The 16,040-nt window shown below is 65.5% G+C and carries 13 protein-coding genes; 4 read left to right on the top strand and 9 right to left on the bottom strand.

Going from position 1 to position 16,040, the window contains the following annotated elements:
- Positions 1–29: 29 nt before the first annotated feature.
- The 3 genes from dnaG to rpsU form a co-directional block, all read right to left on the bottom strand.
- Positions 30–1,787 (bottom strand): DNA primase, encoded by a 1,758-nt coding sequence (gene dnaG / locus AC3WUM_RS09545; RefSeq protein ID WP_492410013.1) that lies wholly within the window; start codon positions 1,785–1,787, stop codon positions 30–32.
- A 40-nt stretch (positions 1,788–1,827) separates the two neighbouring features.
- A complete protein-coding gene (locus tag AC3WUM_RS09540; protein WP_492410012.1) occupies positions 1,828–2,274 on the bottom strand; it encodes a GatB/YqeY domain-containing protein in 447 nt (148 codons plus the stop codon).
- A 108-nt stretch (positions 2,275–2,382) separates the two neighbouring features.
- Positions 2,383–2,598, bottom strand: a complete 216-nt coding sequence (gene rpsU, locus AC3WUM_RS09535) for a 30S ribosomal protein S21 (RefSeq protein ID WP_007184921.1) — start codon at positions 2,596–2,598, stop codon at positions 2,383–2,385.
- A 136-nt stretch (positions 2,599–2,734) separates the two neighbouring features.
- Here rpsU and tsaD point away from each other — a divergent pair, with 136 nt between their 5' ends.
- Together tsaD and folB are read left to right on the top strand one after the other, a co-directional pair.
- Positions 2,735–3,778, top strand: coding sequence for a tRNA (adenosine(37)-N6)-threonylcarbamoyltransferase complex transferase subunit TsaD (tsaD, locus tag AC3WUM_RS09530; RefSeq protein ID WP_492410011.1), 1,044 nt, complete (start codon positions 2,735–2,737; stop codon positions 3,776–3,778).
- Position 3,779: 1 nt separating this feature from the next.
- Entirely contained in the window at positions 3,780–4,157 is a 378-nt protein-coding gene (gene folB, locus AC3WUM_RS09525; protein ID WP_492410010.1) for a dihydroneopterin aldolase, read from the top strand.
- A 12-nt stretch (positions 4,158–4,169) separates the two neighbouring features.
- Here the strand turns inward: folB and gmhB are convergent, their stop codons facing one another.
- From gmhB to glyQ, 4 genes are all read right to left on the bottom strand, one after another.
- Entirely contained in the window at positions 4,170–4,703 is a 534-nt protein-coding gene (gene gmhB, locus AC3WUM_RS09520) for a D-glycero-beta-D-manno-heptose 1,7-bisphosphate 7-phosphatase (protein WP_492410009.1), read from the bottom strand.
- Positions 4,704–4,719: 16 nt separating this feature from the next.
- On the bottom strand, positions 4,720–6,870 hold the full coding sequence (gene glyS / locus AC3WUM_RS09515) for a glycine--tRNA ligase subunit beta (protein WP_492410008.1): 2,151 nt from the start codon (positions 6,868–6,870) through the stop codon (positions 4,720–4,722).
- A 211-nt stretch (positions 6,871–7,081) separates the two neighbouring features.
- Positions 7,082–9,295 (bottom strand): catalase/peroxidase HPI, encoded by a 2,214-nt coding sequence (katG, locus tag AC3WUM_RS09510; RefSeq protein WP_492410007.1) that lies wholly within the window; start codon positions 9,293–9,295, stop codon positions 7,082–7,084.
- A 175-nt stretch (positions 9,296–9,470) separates the two neighbouring features.
- Positions 9,471–10,379 carry a glycine--tRNA ligase subunit alpha gene (glyQ, locus tag AC3WUM_RS09505; protein WP_492410006.1) on the bottom strand — a complete coding sequence of 303 codons (909 nt, stop codon included), beginning with the start codon at positions 10,377–10,379 and terminating at the stop codon, positions 9,471–9,473.
- A 95-nt stretch (positions 10,380–10,474) separates the two neighbouring features.
- Here glyQ and can point away from each other — a divergent pair, with 95 nt between their 5' ends.
- Both can and glnA read left to right on the top strand, forming a co-directional pair.
- Positions 10,475–11,158 carry a carbonate dehydratase gene (gene can, locus AC3WUM_RS09500; RefSeq protein WP_492410005.1) on the top strand — a complete coding sequence of 228 codons (684 nt, stop codon included), beginning with the start codon at positions 10,475–10,477 and terminating at the stop codon, positions 11,156–11,158.
- Positions 11,159–11,306: 148 nt separating this feature from the next.
- On the top strand, positions 11,307–12,719 hold the full coding sequence (gene glnA, locus AC3WUM_RS09495; protein ID WP_492410004.1) for a type I glutamate--ammonia ligase: 1,413 nt from the start codon (positions 11,307–11,309) through the stop codon (positions 12,717–12,719).
- Between the two features lie 152 nt (positions 12,720–12,871).
- Here the strand turns inward: glnA and ppk1 are convergent, their stop codons facing one another.
- Both ppk1 and AC3WUM_RS09485 read right to left on the bottom strand, forming a co-directional pair.
- Positions 12,872–14,965, bottom strand: coding sequence for a polyphosphate kinase 1 (gene ppk1 / locus AC3WUM_RS09490; RefSeq protein ID WP_492410003.1), 2,094 nt, complete (start codon positions 14,963–14,965; stop codon positions 12,872–12,874).
- A gap of 81 nt (positions 14,966–15,046) precedes the next feature.
- Positions 15,047–15,757 (bottom strand): glycerophosphodiester phosphodiesterase, encoded by a 711-nt coding sequence (locus tag AC3WUM_RS09485; RefSeq protein ID WP_492410002.1) that lies wholly within the window; start codon positions 15,755–15,757, stop codon positions 15,047–15,049.
- Positions 15,758–16,040 lie beyond the last annotated feature (283 nt).

Genomic DNA, 16,040 nt, shown 5'->3' with positions numbered 1-16,040 from the left:
AGGCCAGCATCTTGTGTCAACAGGTGGGCTTAGACCGCAGGGCGGCTCGAAAGTTGGCGCGTCAGTTCGGAGGCTTCGGCGAGCTCCGCCGTGCTGAGCGAGCGAATCTGCGCTTCGGCGAGCAGGTGGTCGCGCCGCGTTTTGAGCGCGCGGCGGCGCAAATGGTGGATCACGTCGGTGAATTCGCGTTCGATCGCGGCGTCATCGAGCTGTACCTCCTGCCGCATGAGCTGTTCGAGCGCCGTCGCCTTGGAGGTTCCGCGCCAGTACTCGAGCAGCTGCCCGGCATTCGCGCCCTGGTTCTCGTGGAAGAAATCCAGGGCCTCGACCAGGGCGGCGATGCCGTGGACATCCGCGCTGGCCAGCAATTCGAGCTGGTCGACGCTATCGGCCATATCTGGGCGCTCGAGCAGCAATTGCAAGGCCCTGCGCACCGGGCGGGTGCCACCGGCTTCGAGGCGCGGCGGAGCCGATTTGCGCGAAGCCGCGTAGGCCGCGGGCGCCTGTTCCGCGGATGCCGGCGTGGCTACCTGCAGGTCTTCGCGCCGCAGCCGCGTGAGCCGGGCGAGCTCGTCGATCATCAGCGTCTGCAGCGGGCCCGGACGCAGCTTGTCGAGATGCGGCTTGGCGAGCGAGGCGAGCTTGGCGCGGCCATCGAGCGTGCCGAGGTTGGTCTGCTTGGACAGCTCGCCGAGCAGGAAGGCGCTGAGCGTCTGCGCCTGCCCGATGCGCTCGCGAAACGCCTCGGCGCCGATTTCCTGAACCAGCGTGTCCGGATCGTGGCCTTCGGGCAGGAACATGAACACGCACTCGCGGTCGCCGTGCACCTCGGGCAGCGCCTGTTCGAGCGCGCGCCAGGCGGCCGAGCGGCCGGCGCGATCGCCGTCGAAGCAGAACACCACTTTGCGCGTGGACTTGTAGAGCAGCGCGAGGTGATCGCGCGTGGTCGCGGTGCCGAGCGTGGCGACCACTTCGCGAATGCCATGCTGGGCCAGCATCACCACGTCCATGTAGCCCTCGACCACGAGCAGCTGCGGCAGCTCGGCCTTGGTCGACTGCTTGGCCTCGTAGAGCCCGAACAGGTTGCGGCCCTTGTGGAACAGCGGCGTTTCGGGCGAGTTGAGGTACTTGGCCGGATCGCCTCCGAGCGTGCGCCCGCCGAAGGCGATCACGCGACCGCGCGTGTCGCGGATCGGGAACATCACGCGGTTGCGGAAGCGGTCGTAGCAACCTCCGCCGTCCTTCTGGATCAGCAGCCCGGCCTCGATCGCGTGCTTGGGATCGCTGAAGAAACGCGTCAGCGCGTCCCAGCTCTCCGGCGCGTAGCCGATGCCGAAGACTTTCGCGGTATCGCCCGAGACGCCGCGCTGTTTGAGGTAGTCGACCGCCGGCTGATGCTTGCGCAACTGTTCGCGGAAGAAGCGCTCGGCCGCGGCCATCGCGTCGAGCGGGCCGTCGAGCACCAGACGTTCGAAAGCCCCGCCGCCTTCGCGCGGCACTTCCAGGCCGGCGCGCTTGGCGAGTTCCTCGACCGCCTCGACGAAGGTCAGGCGGTCGTACTCCATCAGGAAGCCGACGGCGTTGCCGTGCTTGCCCGAGGAGAAGCAATGGAAGAACTGCTTGGTCGGCGAGACGAAGAACGAGGGCGACTTCTCGTTGCTGAACGGCGACAGCGCCTTGTATTCACGGCCCGCGCGCTTGAGTTCCAGGCGCGAGCCGATCACCTCGACGATATCGGTTCGCGCGAGGAGGTCGTGAATGAAATTTTGAGGTATGCGCCCGGACACGGGGCGAGTGTAGTCCGGCGCCTGGGCGCCGGATATGCGATCAGCCGAGCTTGGCCTTGATCAGGCCCGACAGCTTGCCCATGTCGGTCTTGCCGGCGACCTTGGGCTTGATCCAGCCCATGACCTTGCCGATGTCCTTGCCGCCGACGGCGCCGGTCTCGGCGATCGCCTGGTCGATCAGGGCGAGCACTTCGGCCTCGAACAGCTGCTGCGGCAGGTAGCCCATCAGAACCGCGATCTCCGCGGCTTCCTTGTCGGCGAGGTCCGGCCGGTTGCCGTTGCGGAACTGGCTTTCGGCGTCGCGACGCTGCTTGACCATCTTCTCGACGGTGGCCGTGACCACGGCGTCGGTGACCTCGATCGCGTCGATGACTTCGCGGTTCTTGAGCTCGGAGCTGAGCATGCGCAGCACCGACAGGCGATCTTTTTCGCCCGCGCGCATGGCCACTTTCACGTCATCGAGGACGCGAGTCTTGAGATCGGACATCGGAAACTCCGTAACGTGAAGGGATGCAGCCCGAGCCGAGAAGGCGAATGCGGCTGCCGATCGAGGAACCCGCGCGCTCGGCGCGGGGCCCTTCACGCGGGTCAGGCCTTAATACAGGCGCTGACGGCGGGTGACGTCGCGCGAAACCTTCTTGAGCTGGCGCTTCACGGCGGCAGCGCGCTTGCGCTTGCGCTCCTGGCTCGGCTTCTCGAAGAACTCGTGCTTGCGCACGTCGGTCAGCACACCGGCCTTTTCACAGGTGCGCTTGAAGCGGCGCAGGGCAACTTCGAAGGGTTCGTTTTCGCGGACGCGGACAGTCGGCATAAGGTGAAGCTCGCTCTTGACACAGGGCTGGGCCCAAAGGGGCGGCGATTTTATGCGCGAGCCGCGCGCAATGCAAAGCCCTGCGGGTGGATCGCGGCTCGCCGGCCGCCGCGGCGATGGGCACAATACGCGCCCCATGCCTGTCCTGGCCCTCGAAACCTCCTGCGACGAAACCGCCGCTGCCCTCTACGACGGCGAGCGCGGATTGCTGTCGCACACGCTGCATTCGCAGATCGCGCTGCATGCGCAATACGGCGGCGTGGTGCCCGAACTCGCTTCGCGCGATCACATTCGCCGCGTCAACGCCCTGCTGCGCGAGGCCCTGGCGCAGGCGAACCTGCAATTCTCCGATCTCTCGGGCGTGGCCTACACGGCCGGACCGGGGCTGATCGGGGCGCTCATGGTCGGCGCCTCGGTCGCCGCCGGCATCGCGCTCGCGCACGATTTGCCGCTGATCCCGGTCCACCACATGGAAGGGCATCTGCTCGCGCCGATGCTCGAAGACCCGAAGCCCGAATTCCCGTTCGTCGCGTTGCTGGTGTCGGGCGGGCACACCTTGCTCGTGTCGGTCGAAGGCGTCGGACGCTACACGCTGCTCGGCGAAAGCCTCGACGACGCGGTCGGCGAGGCTTTCGACAAGACCGCCAAGATGATGGGCCTGCCGTATCCGGGCGGTCCGCACCTGGCCCGGCTCGCCGAAGGCGGTACGCCCGGGCGCTACAAGTTCCCGCGCCCGATGACCGATCGTCCGGGCCTCGATTTCAGCTTCAGCGGGCTCAAGACCGCGGTGCTGACCGCGCTGCCGGCCGACGCGAGCGAGCAGGACAAGGCCGACATTGCGCGCGGCTTCGAAGAGGCCGTCACCGAAACCCTGGCGATCAAGTGCGATCGCGCCCTGCAGCAGACCGGCCATGCGGCGCTGGTCGTCGCGGGCGGCGTCGGCGCCAACCAGCGCCTGCGCGCCCGGCTCGCCGAACTCGCCGGGCGTCGTGGCGCGGGCCTGTTCTTTCCGCGCCCGGCCTTCTGTACCGACAACGCAGCGATGATCGCCTACGCCGGCTGGGCCCGCCTGGCCGAAGCCCGGCCGGCCGCCGGCAAGCTGTTCACCACCGCGCGCTGGCCGCTCGAATCGCTGCGCCCGCCGTCAGCCTCGTCATCTGCCGTATCCGTGGGAGCTTGAGATGGACACCGTCTTCATTCGCGGCCTCAAGGTCGAAACCATCATCGGCGTGCACGACTGGGAGCGCGGGCTCATGCGTCCGCTGGTCTTCGATCTCGACCTCGGCACCGATTTCAATGCCGCCGCCGCGAGCGACCACGTGCGCGACGCGCTCGACTACTCGGCGATCCAGGCCACCGTCGAGAAGGTGGCCACCGAATACCGGCCAGCGCTGCTCGAAGCCCTGGCCGAGAAGCTCGCGCGCACGCTGTACAAGGACTTTCCGCTGCTGATGAAGCTTCGCCTGGTCATCCACAAGCCCGGCGCGATTCCGGTGCAGGACGTCGGCGTGGAGATCGAGCGTCGGCGCGAGGACTACGCGGCCTGCGGAATGCGCTAATTTGGTGCGCCGTCAGCCGGCCAGCAAGATGGCCGCAAACTGCGCCAAGTCGTCGTACACCGGTACGCCCTCGATGGCATGGCTGCTTTCGGTGCGCCGCCCATTGCCGGTTCGCACCAGAACAGGGCTTGCGCCGGCTGCCTGCGCAGCCTGGATGTCCGAATAGCTGTCGCCCACGAAGTAGACCTCGTCGAGCTTGATCTGCAGCCGCTTGGCGAGGTCGCGCAGCATGCCCGGATTGGGCTTGCGCATCTCGCTCGCATGGTCCGGGTGCTCGGGCGCGAATTCGATGCCGTCGATGCGCCCGCCGAGTTCGGCGCAGAGCTTCTGCAGCCGGTCGTGGATCGCGAACAGGGCGTCGAAATCCATGTAGCCGCGTCCGATCGCGGACTGGTTGCTGGCGATGTAGATGCGCCAGCCGGCCTGCGAGAGCCTGGCGATGGCCTCGATGCTGCCCGGAATCGGCCGCCACTCGGCCACCGACTTGATGTAGTCGTCGGAGTCCTCGTTGATGACGCCGTCTCGATCGAGAAAAACGAACTTCATCGCCGGTCGAGTCCGATCAGCCCGGCAGCAGCGACAGGTCCGCGACCTCGCGGCACAGCGCATCGAGTTTTGCCAGCAGCCCCAGGCGGTTGCTGCGCACCTGCGCGTCTTCGGCCATCACCATCACCGCGTCGAAGAAGGCGTCGACCGGCTGCTTGAGCGTGGCGAGTTCGCTGAGCATGGCGCCGTAGTCGCGCGCCGCCCGCAGCGGGGCGAGCGCGGCTTCGACGCGATGCAGGGTTTCGAACAGCGCGTGTTCGGCCGGCACTTCGAAGCGCTCGGGCTTGATCGCGGTCGGCGTGTCGCCGGCTTGGCGCAGGATGTTGCGTGCGCGCTTGTCGGCGGCTGTTAGCGACTTCGCCTCGTCCTTCTGCAAGAAGAAATAGACCGCTCTTGCTCTGCGATCGATATCGAGTGGGACGGTGCTGCCGGTCGCCAGCACTGCCTGTTGAATTTCGGCGACAGGCCAGTCGCGAAGATCAACGGTGACTCCTGAAGGGCTGTCTGGAAGTCTCGATGCATGTTTCGCGTCGAGCTGCTTGGAGGCGTCCCACAGTCGATCGGATAGCAGGGACTCAAAGCGGGCAACACAAAATAGCCACAGATCGTCGATCGTCGCTTCGGCGCGGGTGCCGGCCGGCTGGGCGATCAGCGCCTGCTCGATCAGATCCTGCAGATCGAGGTCGAGCTCGCCTTCGACGAGGATGCGCAGCGCGCCGAGCGCGGCCCGGCGCAGCGCGAACGGGTCCTTGCTCGCGGTCGGCTTCTGGCCGATCGCGAAGATGCCGGCCAGCGTGTCGAGTTTGTCGGCGAGCGCGACGATCTGCCCTTCACGCGTCGACGGAATCGGCGTGCCTTGCTGGGTCGGCAGGTAGTGTTCGCGAATCGCGGTCGCCACGGCCTGCGGCTCGCCACCGGCGCTCGCGTAGTAGCCGCCCATGAGGCCTTGCAGCTCGGGGAATTCGAAGACGACTTTGGTGACGAGATCGGCCTTGGCCAGGTCGGCAGCGCGGCCGACGTCGGCGACGAGCGAGGCGTCGACGAGCGAGGCGATCTTCTGCGCGAGCTTACTCACGCGCGCGGACTTCTCGGCGATGCTGCCGAGCTCCTTCTGGAAGGTCACGTTCGCGAGCTTCTCGACATAGGCCGACAGCGGCTGCTTGAGATCCTGCTCGTAAAAGAACAGCGCATCGGTCAGGCGCGGGCGCACCACGCGCTCGTTGCCGGCGATCACCTGGCCGACGTCGGACGATTCGATGTTGGCGATCGTGATGAAGAACGGCAGCAACTGAGTGTTGGCTGCGTCCGAAAACAGCGTGAAATAGCGCTGGTTGGTCTCGACCGTCGAGACGATGACCTCGGGCGGCAGGCGCATGAAGCGCTGTTCCATGTCGCCCGCGATGACGACGGGCCATTCGACGAGCGCGGTGACTTCGTCGAGCAGGTCCTCGGTGATGCGCGCGTGGCCGCCGAGCTGGGCGGCCTTGGATTCGATCTGCTTGCGGATGTTGTCGCGGCGCGAAGCGAAATCGGCCCAGACGTGGGCCTTGCGCAGCGCCGCTTCGTAATCGCGCGGCTCCGACAGCGCGATCGCGGCCGGCGCGTGGAAGCGGTGGCCGTAGCTGATGCGGCCCGATTCGAGGCCGAAGCGGCTCAACGGCACCACGTCGCCGCCGAGCAGGCACAGCAGCCACTGCACCGGGCGTACGAAGGTCTCGGTGCCCGAACCCCAGCGCATGCGCTTGGGTACCAGCTCGTCCATCTGCTTGAGCGTCTCCTCGAAGATCGCCGGCAGCAGCTCGGCGGTCGGTTGGCCGGGCTGGGTCCTGGAGAAGTGCAGCTTGCCGTCCTTCTCGCCGATGGCCTCGATCTCGACACCGCAGGAGCGCGCGAAACCGAGCGCCGCCGGCGTCGGCTTGCCGTCCTTGTAGGCGGCGGCGAGCGCCGGGCCCGAGCGCTCCTGCAGCTGGTCGGGCTGGCGCGCGCCGACCTCGTGGATCAGCACTGCGAGCCGGCGCGGGGTAGCGAAGCTTTCGACCGCGCCGACGCCGACGCCACGACGAGCCAGGCCGCCCGCGATGCCGTCGGTGAGCGCCTTGGAAAGGGGGGCGACGAAGCGGGCCGGCAGGTCTTCGGCGCCGAGTTCGAACAGCAGGTCGAGCGGCATGCGGTGAAACCAGAATCAAAGGGGGCGCAATTGTCGGTGATCGACCGGGCAGCGCCAACTGTGGCGTCGGCGGACCTCGCATTTCCCTTCGCCCTCCGGGAGAAGGGTCGCGTAGCGACGGATGAGGGATTCGCAGTGATAGCGAAGCTCAACGATCACGGAGAATCCCTCACCCCGACCCTCTCCCGGAGGGAGAGGGGGAACGGCGGCCTTACGCCCGCAGATCGAAGCGATCGAGCTCCATCACCTTGTTCCAGGCGCTCACGAAGTCCTTCACGAAAGCGCCCTGGCTGTCGTCGCTGGCGTAGACCTCGGCGATCGCGCGCAGCTGGGCGTTGGAGCCGAACACGAGGTCGGCGATCGTCGCGGTCCAGCGCAGCTCGCCGCTCTTGCGGTCGCGGCCTTCGAACAGGTGCGGGTCCTTGTCGGTCGGCTTCCAGACCGTGCGCATGTCGAGCAGGTTGACGAAGAAATCGTTCGTCAGCGAGCCCGGGCGCTTGGTGAAGACGCCGTTCTTCGACTGCCCCGCATTGGCGTCGAGGGCGCGCAGGCCGCCGACCAGCACGGTCATTTCGGCCGTGTTGAGCTTGAGCAGGCTGGCCTTGTCGATGAGCTTCTCGGACACCGAGGTTTCGAGGCCCTTGCGCACGTAGTTGCGGAAGCCGTCGACCACCGGCTCGAGCACGGCGAAGGACTCGGCGTCGGTCTGCTCGGCCGAGGCGTCGGTGCGGCCCGGCGTGAACGGCACCTTCACGTCATGGCCGGCCTTCTTCGCGGCCGCCTCGATGCCGGCAGCGCCGCCGAGCACGATCAGGTCGGCCAGCGAGATCTGCTTGCCGCCGGTGGCACTCGCGTTGAAGGCTTTCTGGACGCCTTCGAGCGTGCCGAGAATCTTCGCGAGTTCGGCCGGTTGGTTGACCTCCCAGTCCTTTTGCGGGGCCAGGCGAATGCGCGCCCCGTTGGCGCCGCCGCGCAGGTCCGAGCCGCGGAAGGTCGAGGCCGAGGCCCAGGCGGTGTTGACGAGTTGCGAGGGCGACAGGCCCGATTCGAGCAGTTTGGTCTTGAGCGTCGCGATGTCGCCGGCGTCGACCAGCGCGTGGTTCACGGCCGGCACCGGGTCCTGCCAGATCAGGTCTTCCTTCGGCACGAGTTTGCCGAGGTAGCGGACCTTCGGGCCCATGTCGCGATGCGTGAGCTTGAACCAGGCGCGCGCGAAGGCATCGGCGAACTTGGCCGGGTTGGCCATGAAATCGCGCGAAATCTTTTCGTAGACGGGGTCGAAGCGCAGCGCGAGGTCGGCCGTGGTCATCATCGGCTGGTGGCGCTTGCTGGGGTCGTGCGCGTCGACCACAGTGCCGGCGCCGGCATCGCCCTTGGGCTTCCACTGATGCGCGCCGGCCGGGCTCTTGGTGAGCTCCCACTCGTAGCCGAACAGGGTTTCGAAGTAGCCGTTGTCCCAGGTCGTCGGATTCGGCTTCCAGGCGCCTTCGATGCCACTCGTGGTGGTGTGGCCGCCGATGCCGGACTCGAACGTATTGGCCCAGCCCAGGCCCATCTGCTCGATGTTCGCGCCCTCGGGTTCGGCGCCGACGAGCTTCGGGTCACCGGCGCCGTGCGCCTTGCCGAAGGTGTGGCCGCCGGCGACCAGCGCGACGGTCTCTTCGTCGTCCATCGCCATGCGGCCGAAGGTGTCGCGGATGTCGCGGCCCGAGGCCACCGGGTCGGGCTTGCCATCCGGGCCTTCCGGGTTCACGTAGATCAGGCCCATCTGCACCGCGCCGAGCGGGTTTTCGAGCACGCGATCGCCCGAGTAGCGGCTGTTGGCCTTGTCGCTCGTGGCGAGCCATTCGGTTTCGGCGCCCCAGTTGGTGAAGCGCGGCTCCCAGACGTCGGCACGGCCGCCGCCGAAGCCGAAGGTCTTGAAGCCCATCGATTCGAGCGCGACGTTGCCGGCCAGGATCATCAGGTCGGCCCAGGACAGCTTGCTGCCGTATTTCTGCTTGATCGGCCAGAGCAGGCGACGTGCCTTGTCGAGGTTGCCGTTGTCCGGCCAGCTGTTGAGCGGGGCGAAGCGTTGTTCGCCGGCCGAGGCGCCGCCGCGGCCGTCGTGGATGCGGTAGGTGCCGGCCGAGTGCCAGGCCATGCGGATGAACAGCGGGCCGTAGTGACCGTAGTCGGCCGGCCACCAGTCCTGCGAATCGGTCATCAGCGCATGCAGATCCTTGACGACGGCGTCGAGGTCGAGCGACTTGAAGGCCTTGGCGTAGCCGGCCGAATCAGCCGATTCCGGACCGGCGGACGGCGTGTTGAGGATGCTCAGATCGAGGGAATTCGGCCACCAGTCCTTGTTGGTACGGACCGCCGGCTTGGGGCTGGAGCCGCCCGCGGCGGAACCGGAAAAGGGGCACTTGGCATCGTTCGACATTGGTTTCTCCTGGCAAAAGTGGCGAGGTGTGCGCCCACGATAATGCGCGTCCAATGTTAAATAAAATTGATCTTAAATTATTGAACGATTGTGTGAGACTATTGGAGCGGCCGAACCGAGGCTAGGCGATCAGACGTGAGTTTCGCTGAACCGCTGTTGAAGTACGAGAGGCGGTTCAAGCGGCCTTGCCGGCCGGCAGCGGCGCGAAGCCGGCGATGCGGGCGCGCGAGTTGTAATAGGCCTCGGCGCAGCCGCGGGCCAGCGTGCGCACGCGCAGGATGTAGCTCGCGCGCTCGGTCACGCTGATCGCGCCGCGCGCGTCGAGCAGGTTGAAAGTGTGGCTGGCCTGGATCGTCCGTTCGTAGGCCGGCAGCGGCAGCGGCGTCGGCAGGGCCAGCAGGCGCTGGGCCTCGGCCTCGGCCTTGGTGAAGCGATCGAACAGGGTCGCGGTGTCGGCGTGCTCGAAGTTGTAGGTGCTCTGCTCGACTTCGTTCTGATGGTAGACGTCGCCGTAGGTGACCTCGCGGCCGGTCTTGGGGTCACGCGACCAGACCAGGTCGTAGACGCTCTCGACGCCCTGGATGTACATCGCCAGGCGCTCGAGGCCGTAGGTGATTTCGCCCGACACCGGCTTGCACTCGATGCCGCCGACCTGCTGGAAGTAGGTGAACTGGGTGACTTCCATGCCGTTGAGCCAGACCTCCCAGCCCAGGCCCCAGGCGCCGAGCGTGGGCGATTCCCAGTTGTCCTCGACGAAGCGGATGTCATGCACGAGCGGGTCGAAGCCCAGGACTTTCAGCGAGTCCAGGTACAGCTGCTGGATGTTCGGCGGGCTCGGCTTCATGAGCACCTGGAACTGGTAGTAGTGCTGCAGGCGGTTCGGGTTCTCGCCATAGCGGCCGTCGGTCGGGCGGCGGCTCGGCTGCACGTAGGCGGTGCTCCAGGCTTCGGGGCCGAGGGCGCGCAGGAAGGTTGCCCAATGGAAGGTGCCGGCGCCGACCTCCATGTCCAGCGGCTGGACGATCGTGCAGCCGTGGCTGGCCCAGAAGGTCTGCAGCTTGAGGATCAGGTCTTGGAAGGTCATGACGGAAAGTGGCGTGCAGCGGGGCCGCGGAGTATAGCGACTGGGCATTCCATACCGGAGCGGATCGTCATCGGCTGCGGCTATGATCGGAGCCCATGAACGACCTCGACGATCTGTTCGCCAGCAACCGCCACTGGCGTGAAGCCCGGCTCAAGGAAGACCCGGATTACTTCAACAAGCTGGCCGCCCAGCACGCGCCGAAGTATCTGTGGATCGGCTGCGCCGACGCCCGCGTGCCGGCCAACGAAATCCTCGGCCTGCCGCCCGGCGAAGTATTCGTCCATCGCAACGTCGCCAACCTCGTCGTCCATAGCGATTTCAACGCGCAGTCGGTCATCCAGTTCGCGGTCGACGTGCTCAAGGTCGAGCACATCATGGTCGTCGGCCACTACGGCTGCGCCGGCGTGCGCGCGGTCGTCGAGGGCGCCCGCGGGCTCGGCCTCGTCGAGAACTGGCTTTACCACGTGCGCGACGTGCAGGACATGTATATCGACCAGCTCAGCGTGATCGCCGAGCTGCCGAAGCGCCACGACCGGCTTTGCGAGCTCAACGTTCTCGAGCAGGTCATCAACGTCTGCCAGTCCGACGTCGTCCAGAGCGCCTGGGAGCGCGGCCAGCCGCTCACCGTGCATGCCTGGATCTACGGCGTCGGCGACGGCCTGCTGCGCGACCTGAACCTCACCCTGTCCACGCGCGACGGCCTCAATGCCGCTTACCAGGCGGCGGTGAAGGCGACGCTGGCCGGCAATGGCACCGAGGTTGTCAGCCCGTCAAGCTGACTGCACACTGACTGCCCCTTGCGGCTACGCCCTATGCTTAGATGATTTCTCTGGCATAGAACGTGCTGCGCTCTGCCCCGCCGAACCGGGGCAGGGGGCTCCCGCAGCGGCCCATTCAAATCCACCCCCGACCCTTGCAGGAGAAGACATGTCTTCGGGTAAAGAAGTACTGAAACTAATTTCCGAAAAGAGCGTGAAGTACGTTGACTTCCGCTTCTGCGACACGCGCGGTAAGGAGCAGCACGTGACCGTGCCGGCTTCGACCGTCGACGAGTCCGTGTTCACCGACGGCAAGATGTTCGACGGTTCGTCGATCGCCGGCTGGAAGGGCATCAACGAGTCCGACATGATCCTGATGCCGGACCCGAGCACCGTCTTCATCGATCCGTTCTTCGAAACGCCGACGCTGGTCATCACCTGCGACGTCATCGAGCCGGCCACCATGCAGGGCTACTCGCGCGACCCGCGCTCGCTTGCCAAGCGCGCCCAGGCCTATCTGGCCTCGACCGGCATCGCCGACACCGCCTACTTCGGCCCCGAAAACGAATTCTTCATCTTCGACTCGATCCGCTGGGATTCGGGCATGAAGGGCTGCTTCGTCGAGATCGACGCCGAGAACGCGGCGTGGAACTCCGGCAAGGTCTATGAAACCGGCAACACCGGCCACCGTCCTGGCGTGAAGGGTGGTTACTTCCCCGTCCCGCCGGTCGACGCGCTGCAGGACATCCGCTCGGCCATGTGCGACACGCTCGAAGAAGTGGGCATGTCGGTCGAAGTGCACCACCACGAAGTGGCCACGGCCGGCCAGTGCGAAATCGGCGTCAAGTTCGGCACCCTGCTGCAGAAGGCCGACGACGTCCTCAAGCTCAAGTACGTCGTGCAGAACGTGGCTCACTCGTTCGGCAAGACGGCCACCTTCATGCCCAAGCCGATCGTCGGTGACAACGGCTCCGGCATGCACGTGCACCAGTCGCTGTCGCTGAACGGCAAGAACCTGTTCTCGGGCGACGGTTACGGCGGCCTGTCCGAAACCGCGCTGTACTACATCGGCGGCATCCTCAAGCACGCCAAGACGCTCAACGCCTTCACCAACCCGGGCACCAACAGCTACAAGCGCCTGGTTCCGGGCTTCGAAGCGCCGGTCATGCTGGCCTACTCGGCCCGCAACCGCTCGGCCTCGATCCGCATTCCGTACGTCGCGAACCCGAAGGGCCGCCGCATCGAAGTGCGCTTCCCCGACTCGACCGCCAACCCGTACTTCGCCTTCGCGGCGATGATGATGGCCGGCCTCGACGGCATCGAAAACAAGATCCACCCCGGCGATCCGTCGGACAAGGATCTCTACCATCTGCCGCCGGAAGAAGATGCGCTGATCCCGCGCGTCTGCCACAGCCTCGACATGGCGCTCGAAGCGCTCGACAAGAACCGCGCGTTCCTGACCAAGGGCGGCGTGTTCACCGACGATCTGATCGACGCCTACATCGAACTCAAGATGCAGGAAGTCACGCGTTTCCGCATGACGACGCATCCGATCGAGTTCGACATGTATTATTCCTTGTGAGCGAAGCTCACAAGGAATAAATACGGCGCACCGTTTGGCCGCCGCATCGCAAGCGATGCGGCGGGTTGCACCGAACGGCGTTGGTCGATGCTGCAAAAAAGCCCCGCACTTTTGGCGGGGCTTTTTCGTTATCGAGGATGCGCGACTTCCACTCAGCTGTCCTCAAGAAACTGCAGCTGCACCGGCTTGCCGGCTTCCTGATTCTTCGCTGGCAGCGCACGAACGTACTGTCCGTTCGACTGCAGCAGCCAGCTCTGCGCGCTGTCGGCCAGATAGGCTTCGAGCTGTCCGAACACCTTCGCACGCAGCTTCTTGTCGCGAATCGGAAACGCGATCTCGACGCGCCGATACAGGTTGCGCTCCATCCAGTCCGCGCTCGACAGCAGGATCTCGCCGGTGCCGTCGTTGTGGAAATAGAACACGCGGTGATGTTCGAGGAAGCGCCCGATCACCGATCGCACGCGGATGTTTTCCGATAGCCCCGGCACGCCCGGTCGTACGGAACACATCGCACGCACGATCAGGTCGATCTGCACGCCAGCCTGCGAAGCCTCGTAGAGCTTCTTGATCATCTCGGCTTCGACCAGCGAATTCATCTTGGCGATGAGCCGCGCGGGCTTGCCCTTCCTCGCATTCTCGATCTCGCGATCGATGCGCGCCATCATCTGCTCGAACAGCGTGAACGGCGATTGCAGCAGGCAATGCAGCTTGCCGATGCGGCCGAGGCTCGTGAGCTGCAAAAACACCGCATGTACGTCGCGGCAGACTTCCTGATCCGACGTGAACAGGCCGTAGTCGGTGTACATGCGCGCCGTGCGCGGATGGTAGTTGCCGGTGCCCAGGTGGGCGTAATAGCGCAGGCCCGGTGTCTTGCCGCCGGTGGCTTCTTCGCGGCGCACGATCAGGCACATCTTCGCGTGTGTCTTGTAGCCGACCACGCCGTAGACGATGTGCGCGCCGACTTCTTCGAGCTTCTCGGCAAGGCTCAGGTTATCGGCTTCGTCGAATCGCGCGCGCAACTCGACGACGACGGTGACTTCCTTGCCGTTGCGCGCCGCTTCCATGAGCGCTTCGACGACCGGTGACTTCGCGCCGGTGCGATACAGCGTCTGCTTGATCGCGAGCACCTTCGGATCGCGCGCGGCCTGGCGCAGCAGCTCGAGCACCGGCGTGAACGAATCGTAAGGGTGATGCAGCAGATGATCGCGCTCGCGAACCGCGGCGAACAGATCGCCCGTGAGCGCCTTCGGCACGCGCGGCGTGAATGGCGTGTACTTGAGTTCGGGCCGATCGACCTGGTCCGGAATCGCCATCAGGCGCATGAGATTCACCGGGCCGTTGACCTGATAGACGTCGGCCGGCGTGAGCTGCGTCTCCTTCATGAGATAAGTCCACAGCGGCTCGGGGCAGTTGTCGGCCACCTCGAGCCGCACGGTGTCGCCCCACTGGCGCTGCGACAGCTCGTCTTCGAGCGCCTCGGCGAGATCGGTGGCTTCTTCCTCGTCGACGAACAGATCCGAATTGCGCGTGACGCGGAACTGATAGCAGCCCGTCGCCTGCATGCCCGGAAACGCGTCGTCGACGTAGGCGTGAATCACCGAGGACAGGAACGCGAAGTCGTGCGGCCCGCTGCCCGGCAAGTCCTTCGGCAACTGGATCAGGCGCGGCAGGGCGCGCGGCGCCTGCACGATCGCGAACTGGATGTTGCGGCCGAACGCGTCCTTGCCCGACAGCGAGACAATGAAATTAAGCGACTTGTTGAGCAGGCGCGGAAACGGATGCGCCGGATCGAGCCCGATCGGCGACAGTACCGGCAGCAGCTCGGTGTTGAAGTACTGGCGCAGCCAGGCTTCCTGCTCGGGCGTCCATTCCGAGCGGCGCAGAAAGCGGATGCGCTCCTTGTCGAGCGCGGGCACGAGCACGTCGTTGAAGACGCGGTATTGCTCGTCGACGAGCGTGTGCGCGCGCGTGCTGATGGCGCCGAGCGCTTCCTGAGGCGAAATGCCGTCCGGTCCGCGCTGCACGGTGCCGCCGGCTTCCGCCATCTGCATGAGGCCGGCGACGCGAATCTCGAAGAATTCGTCGAGGTTCGAGCTCGAGATGCACAGGAACTTCAACCGCTCGAGTAGCGGAACGCTCTCGTCCTTGGCCTGTTCGAGCACGCGCTGGTTGAACTCGAGCAGCGACAGCTCGCGGTTGATGAAGAGATCGGTGGCTTGGAATTCGAGTTTGGAGGGAGCGTCCATGGCATTCATTTTGAGGGGCAGCGCTCGCTCAGTAGAGAGAGTGGCCGTGACAGGCTCGTTACATGGCGAGCCTGGGTTCATTCATTGCGCGATGAGCGCGAGAGCCCTGTCCGGATAATCGGTGAAGATCCCGTCGACGCCCAAGGCGCGCAAGCGAAGCATGTCTTCCGGCTCGTTGACCGTATAGACGTAGACACGCCGTCCCTGGTTCTTGATGTCGGCAACCAGGCGCTCGTCGACGAACTCGTCGGACAGGTTCACGCATTCGGCCTGCAGCTCCGCCGCGCAGGCCGCCCAGTCGAGCGGCACACCGCAGAGCAGCGCCCCGATCGGCACCTGGGGCAATAGCTGGCGGAACTCGTAGAGCTCCGGCAGATGGAAGGACGAGACCAGGAACTGCTCGGGTGTCGCATCGGCTTCCAGGCGCTCGAGCAGATGAGCGGCGACCGCTGCGGCCGTGCCGGCGCCGGTCTTGAGCTCGATGTTGACCGGAACCCGGCCTTCGACGAGATCGAGCACTTCGCCGAGCGTCGGAATGCGCTGGCCCTGACCCGCATCCAGGGCGCGCAGCTCCGCCAGGGAAAGGGCGTCGACTCGTCCGTGCCCGTTGGTCGTGCGATCGACGCGCAGATCGTGAATGACGAGCAACTCGCCCGAGTGCAGCTGCACGTCGATCTCGACCATGTGCGAACCGAGCCGGATGCCCGTGTCGATCGCGAGCAAAGTGTTCTCGGGAGCATGCCCGCGAGCACCACGGTGGCCGATGACGGTGAAGAAAGGGTCCGCTGACATGGCTTCTCCTCTGCTGGCGGCTCTATATAGATAGTCATTGTGCGCCCGAGCGAGCCGGCATGCGGTACCTGCTGCTTTTTTGCCCGCCCCAAACGCACGGCGCCGCCTTTCAACCTGCGCAATGATCTTTTTGAATATATAAATCCTTATAAATCATAGATTTGATAAATAGCGCAAAAAACGTTGTTGACGGGTTTCGGGAGTTGCGTAGAATGCGCCTCCCTGGTGACGGCGACGCGGTTTGAAGCGAAGCTAAAGCCCTGATCTTTAACAGAATAAGCAA

This window comes from Hydrocarboniphaga sp. FW305-C-57 (assembly GCF_058783045.1).
Note: the sequence above shows the minus strand (reverse complement) of the source record. Positions and strands in the feature narration are given on the sequence as shown.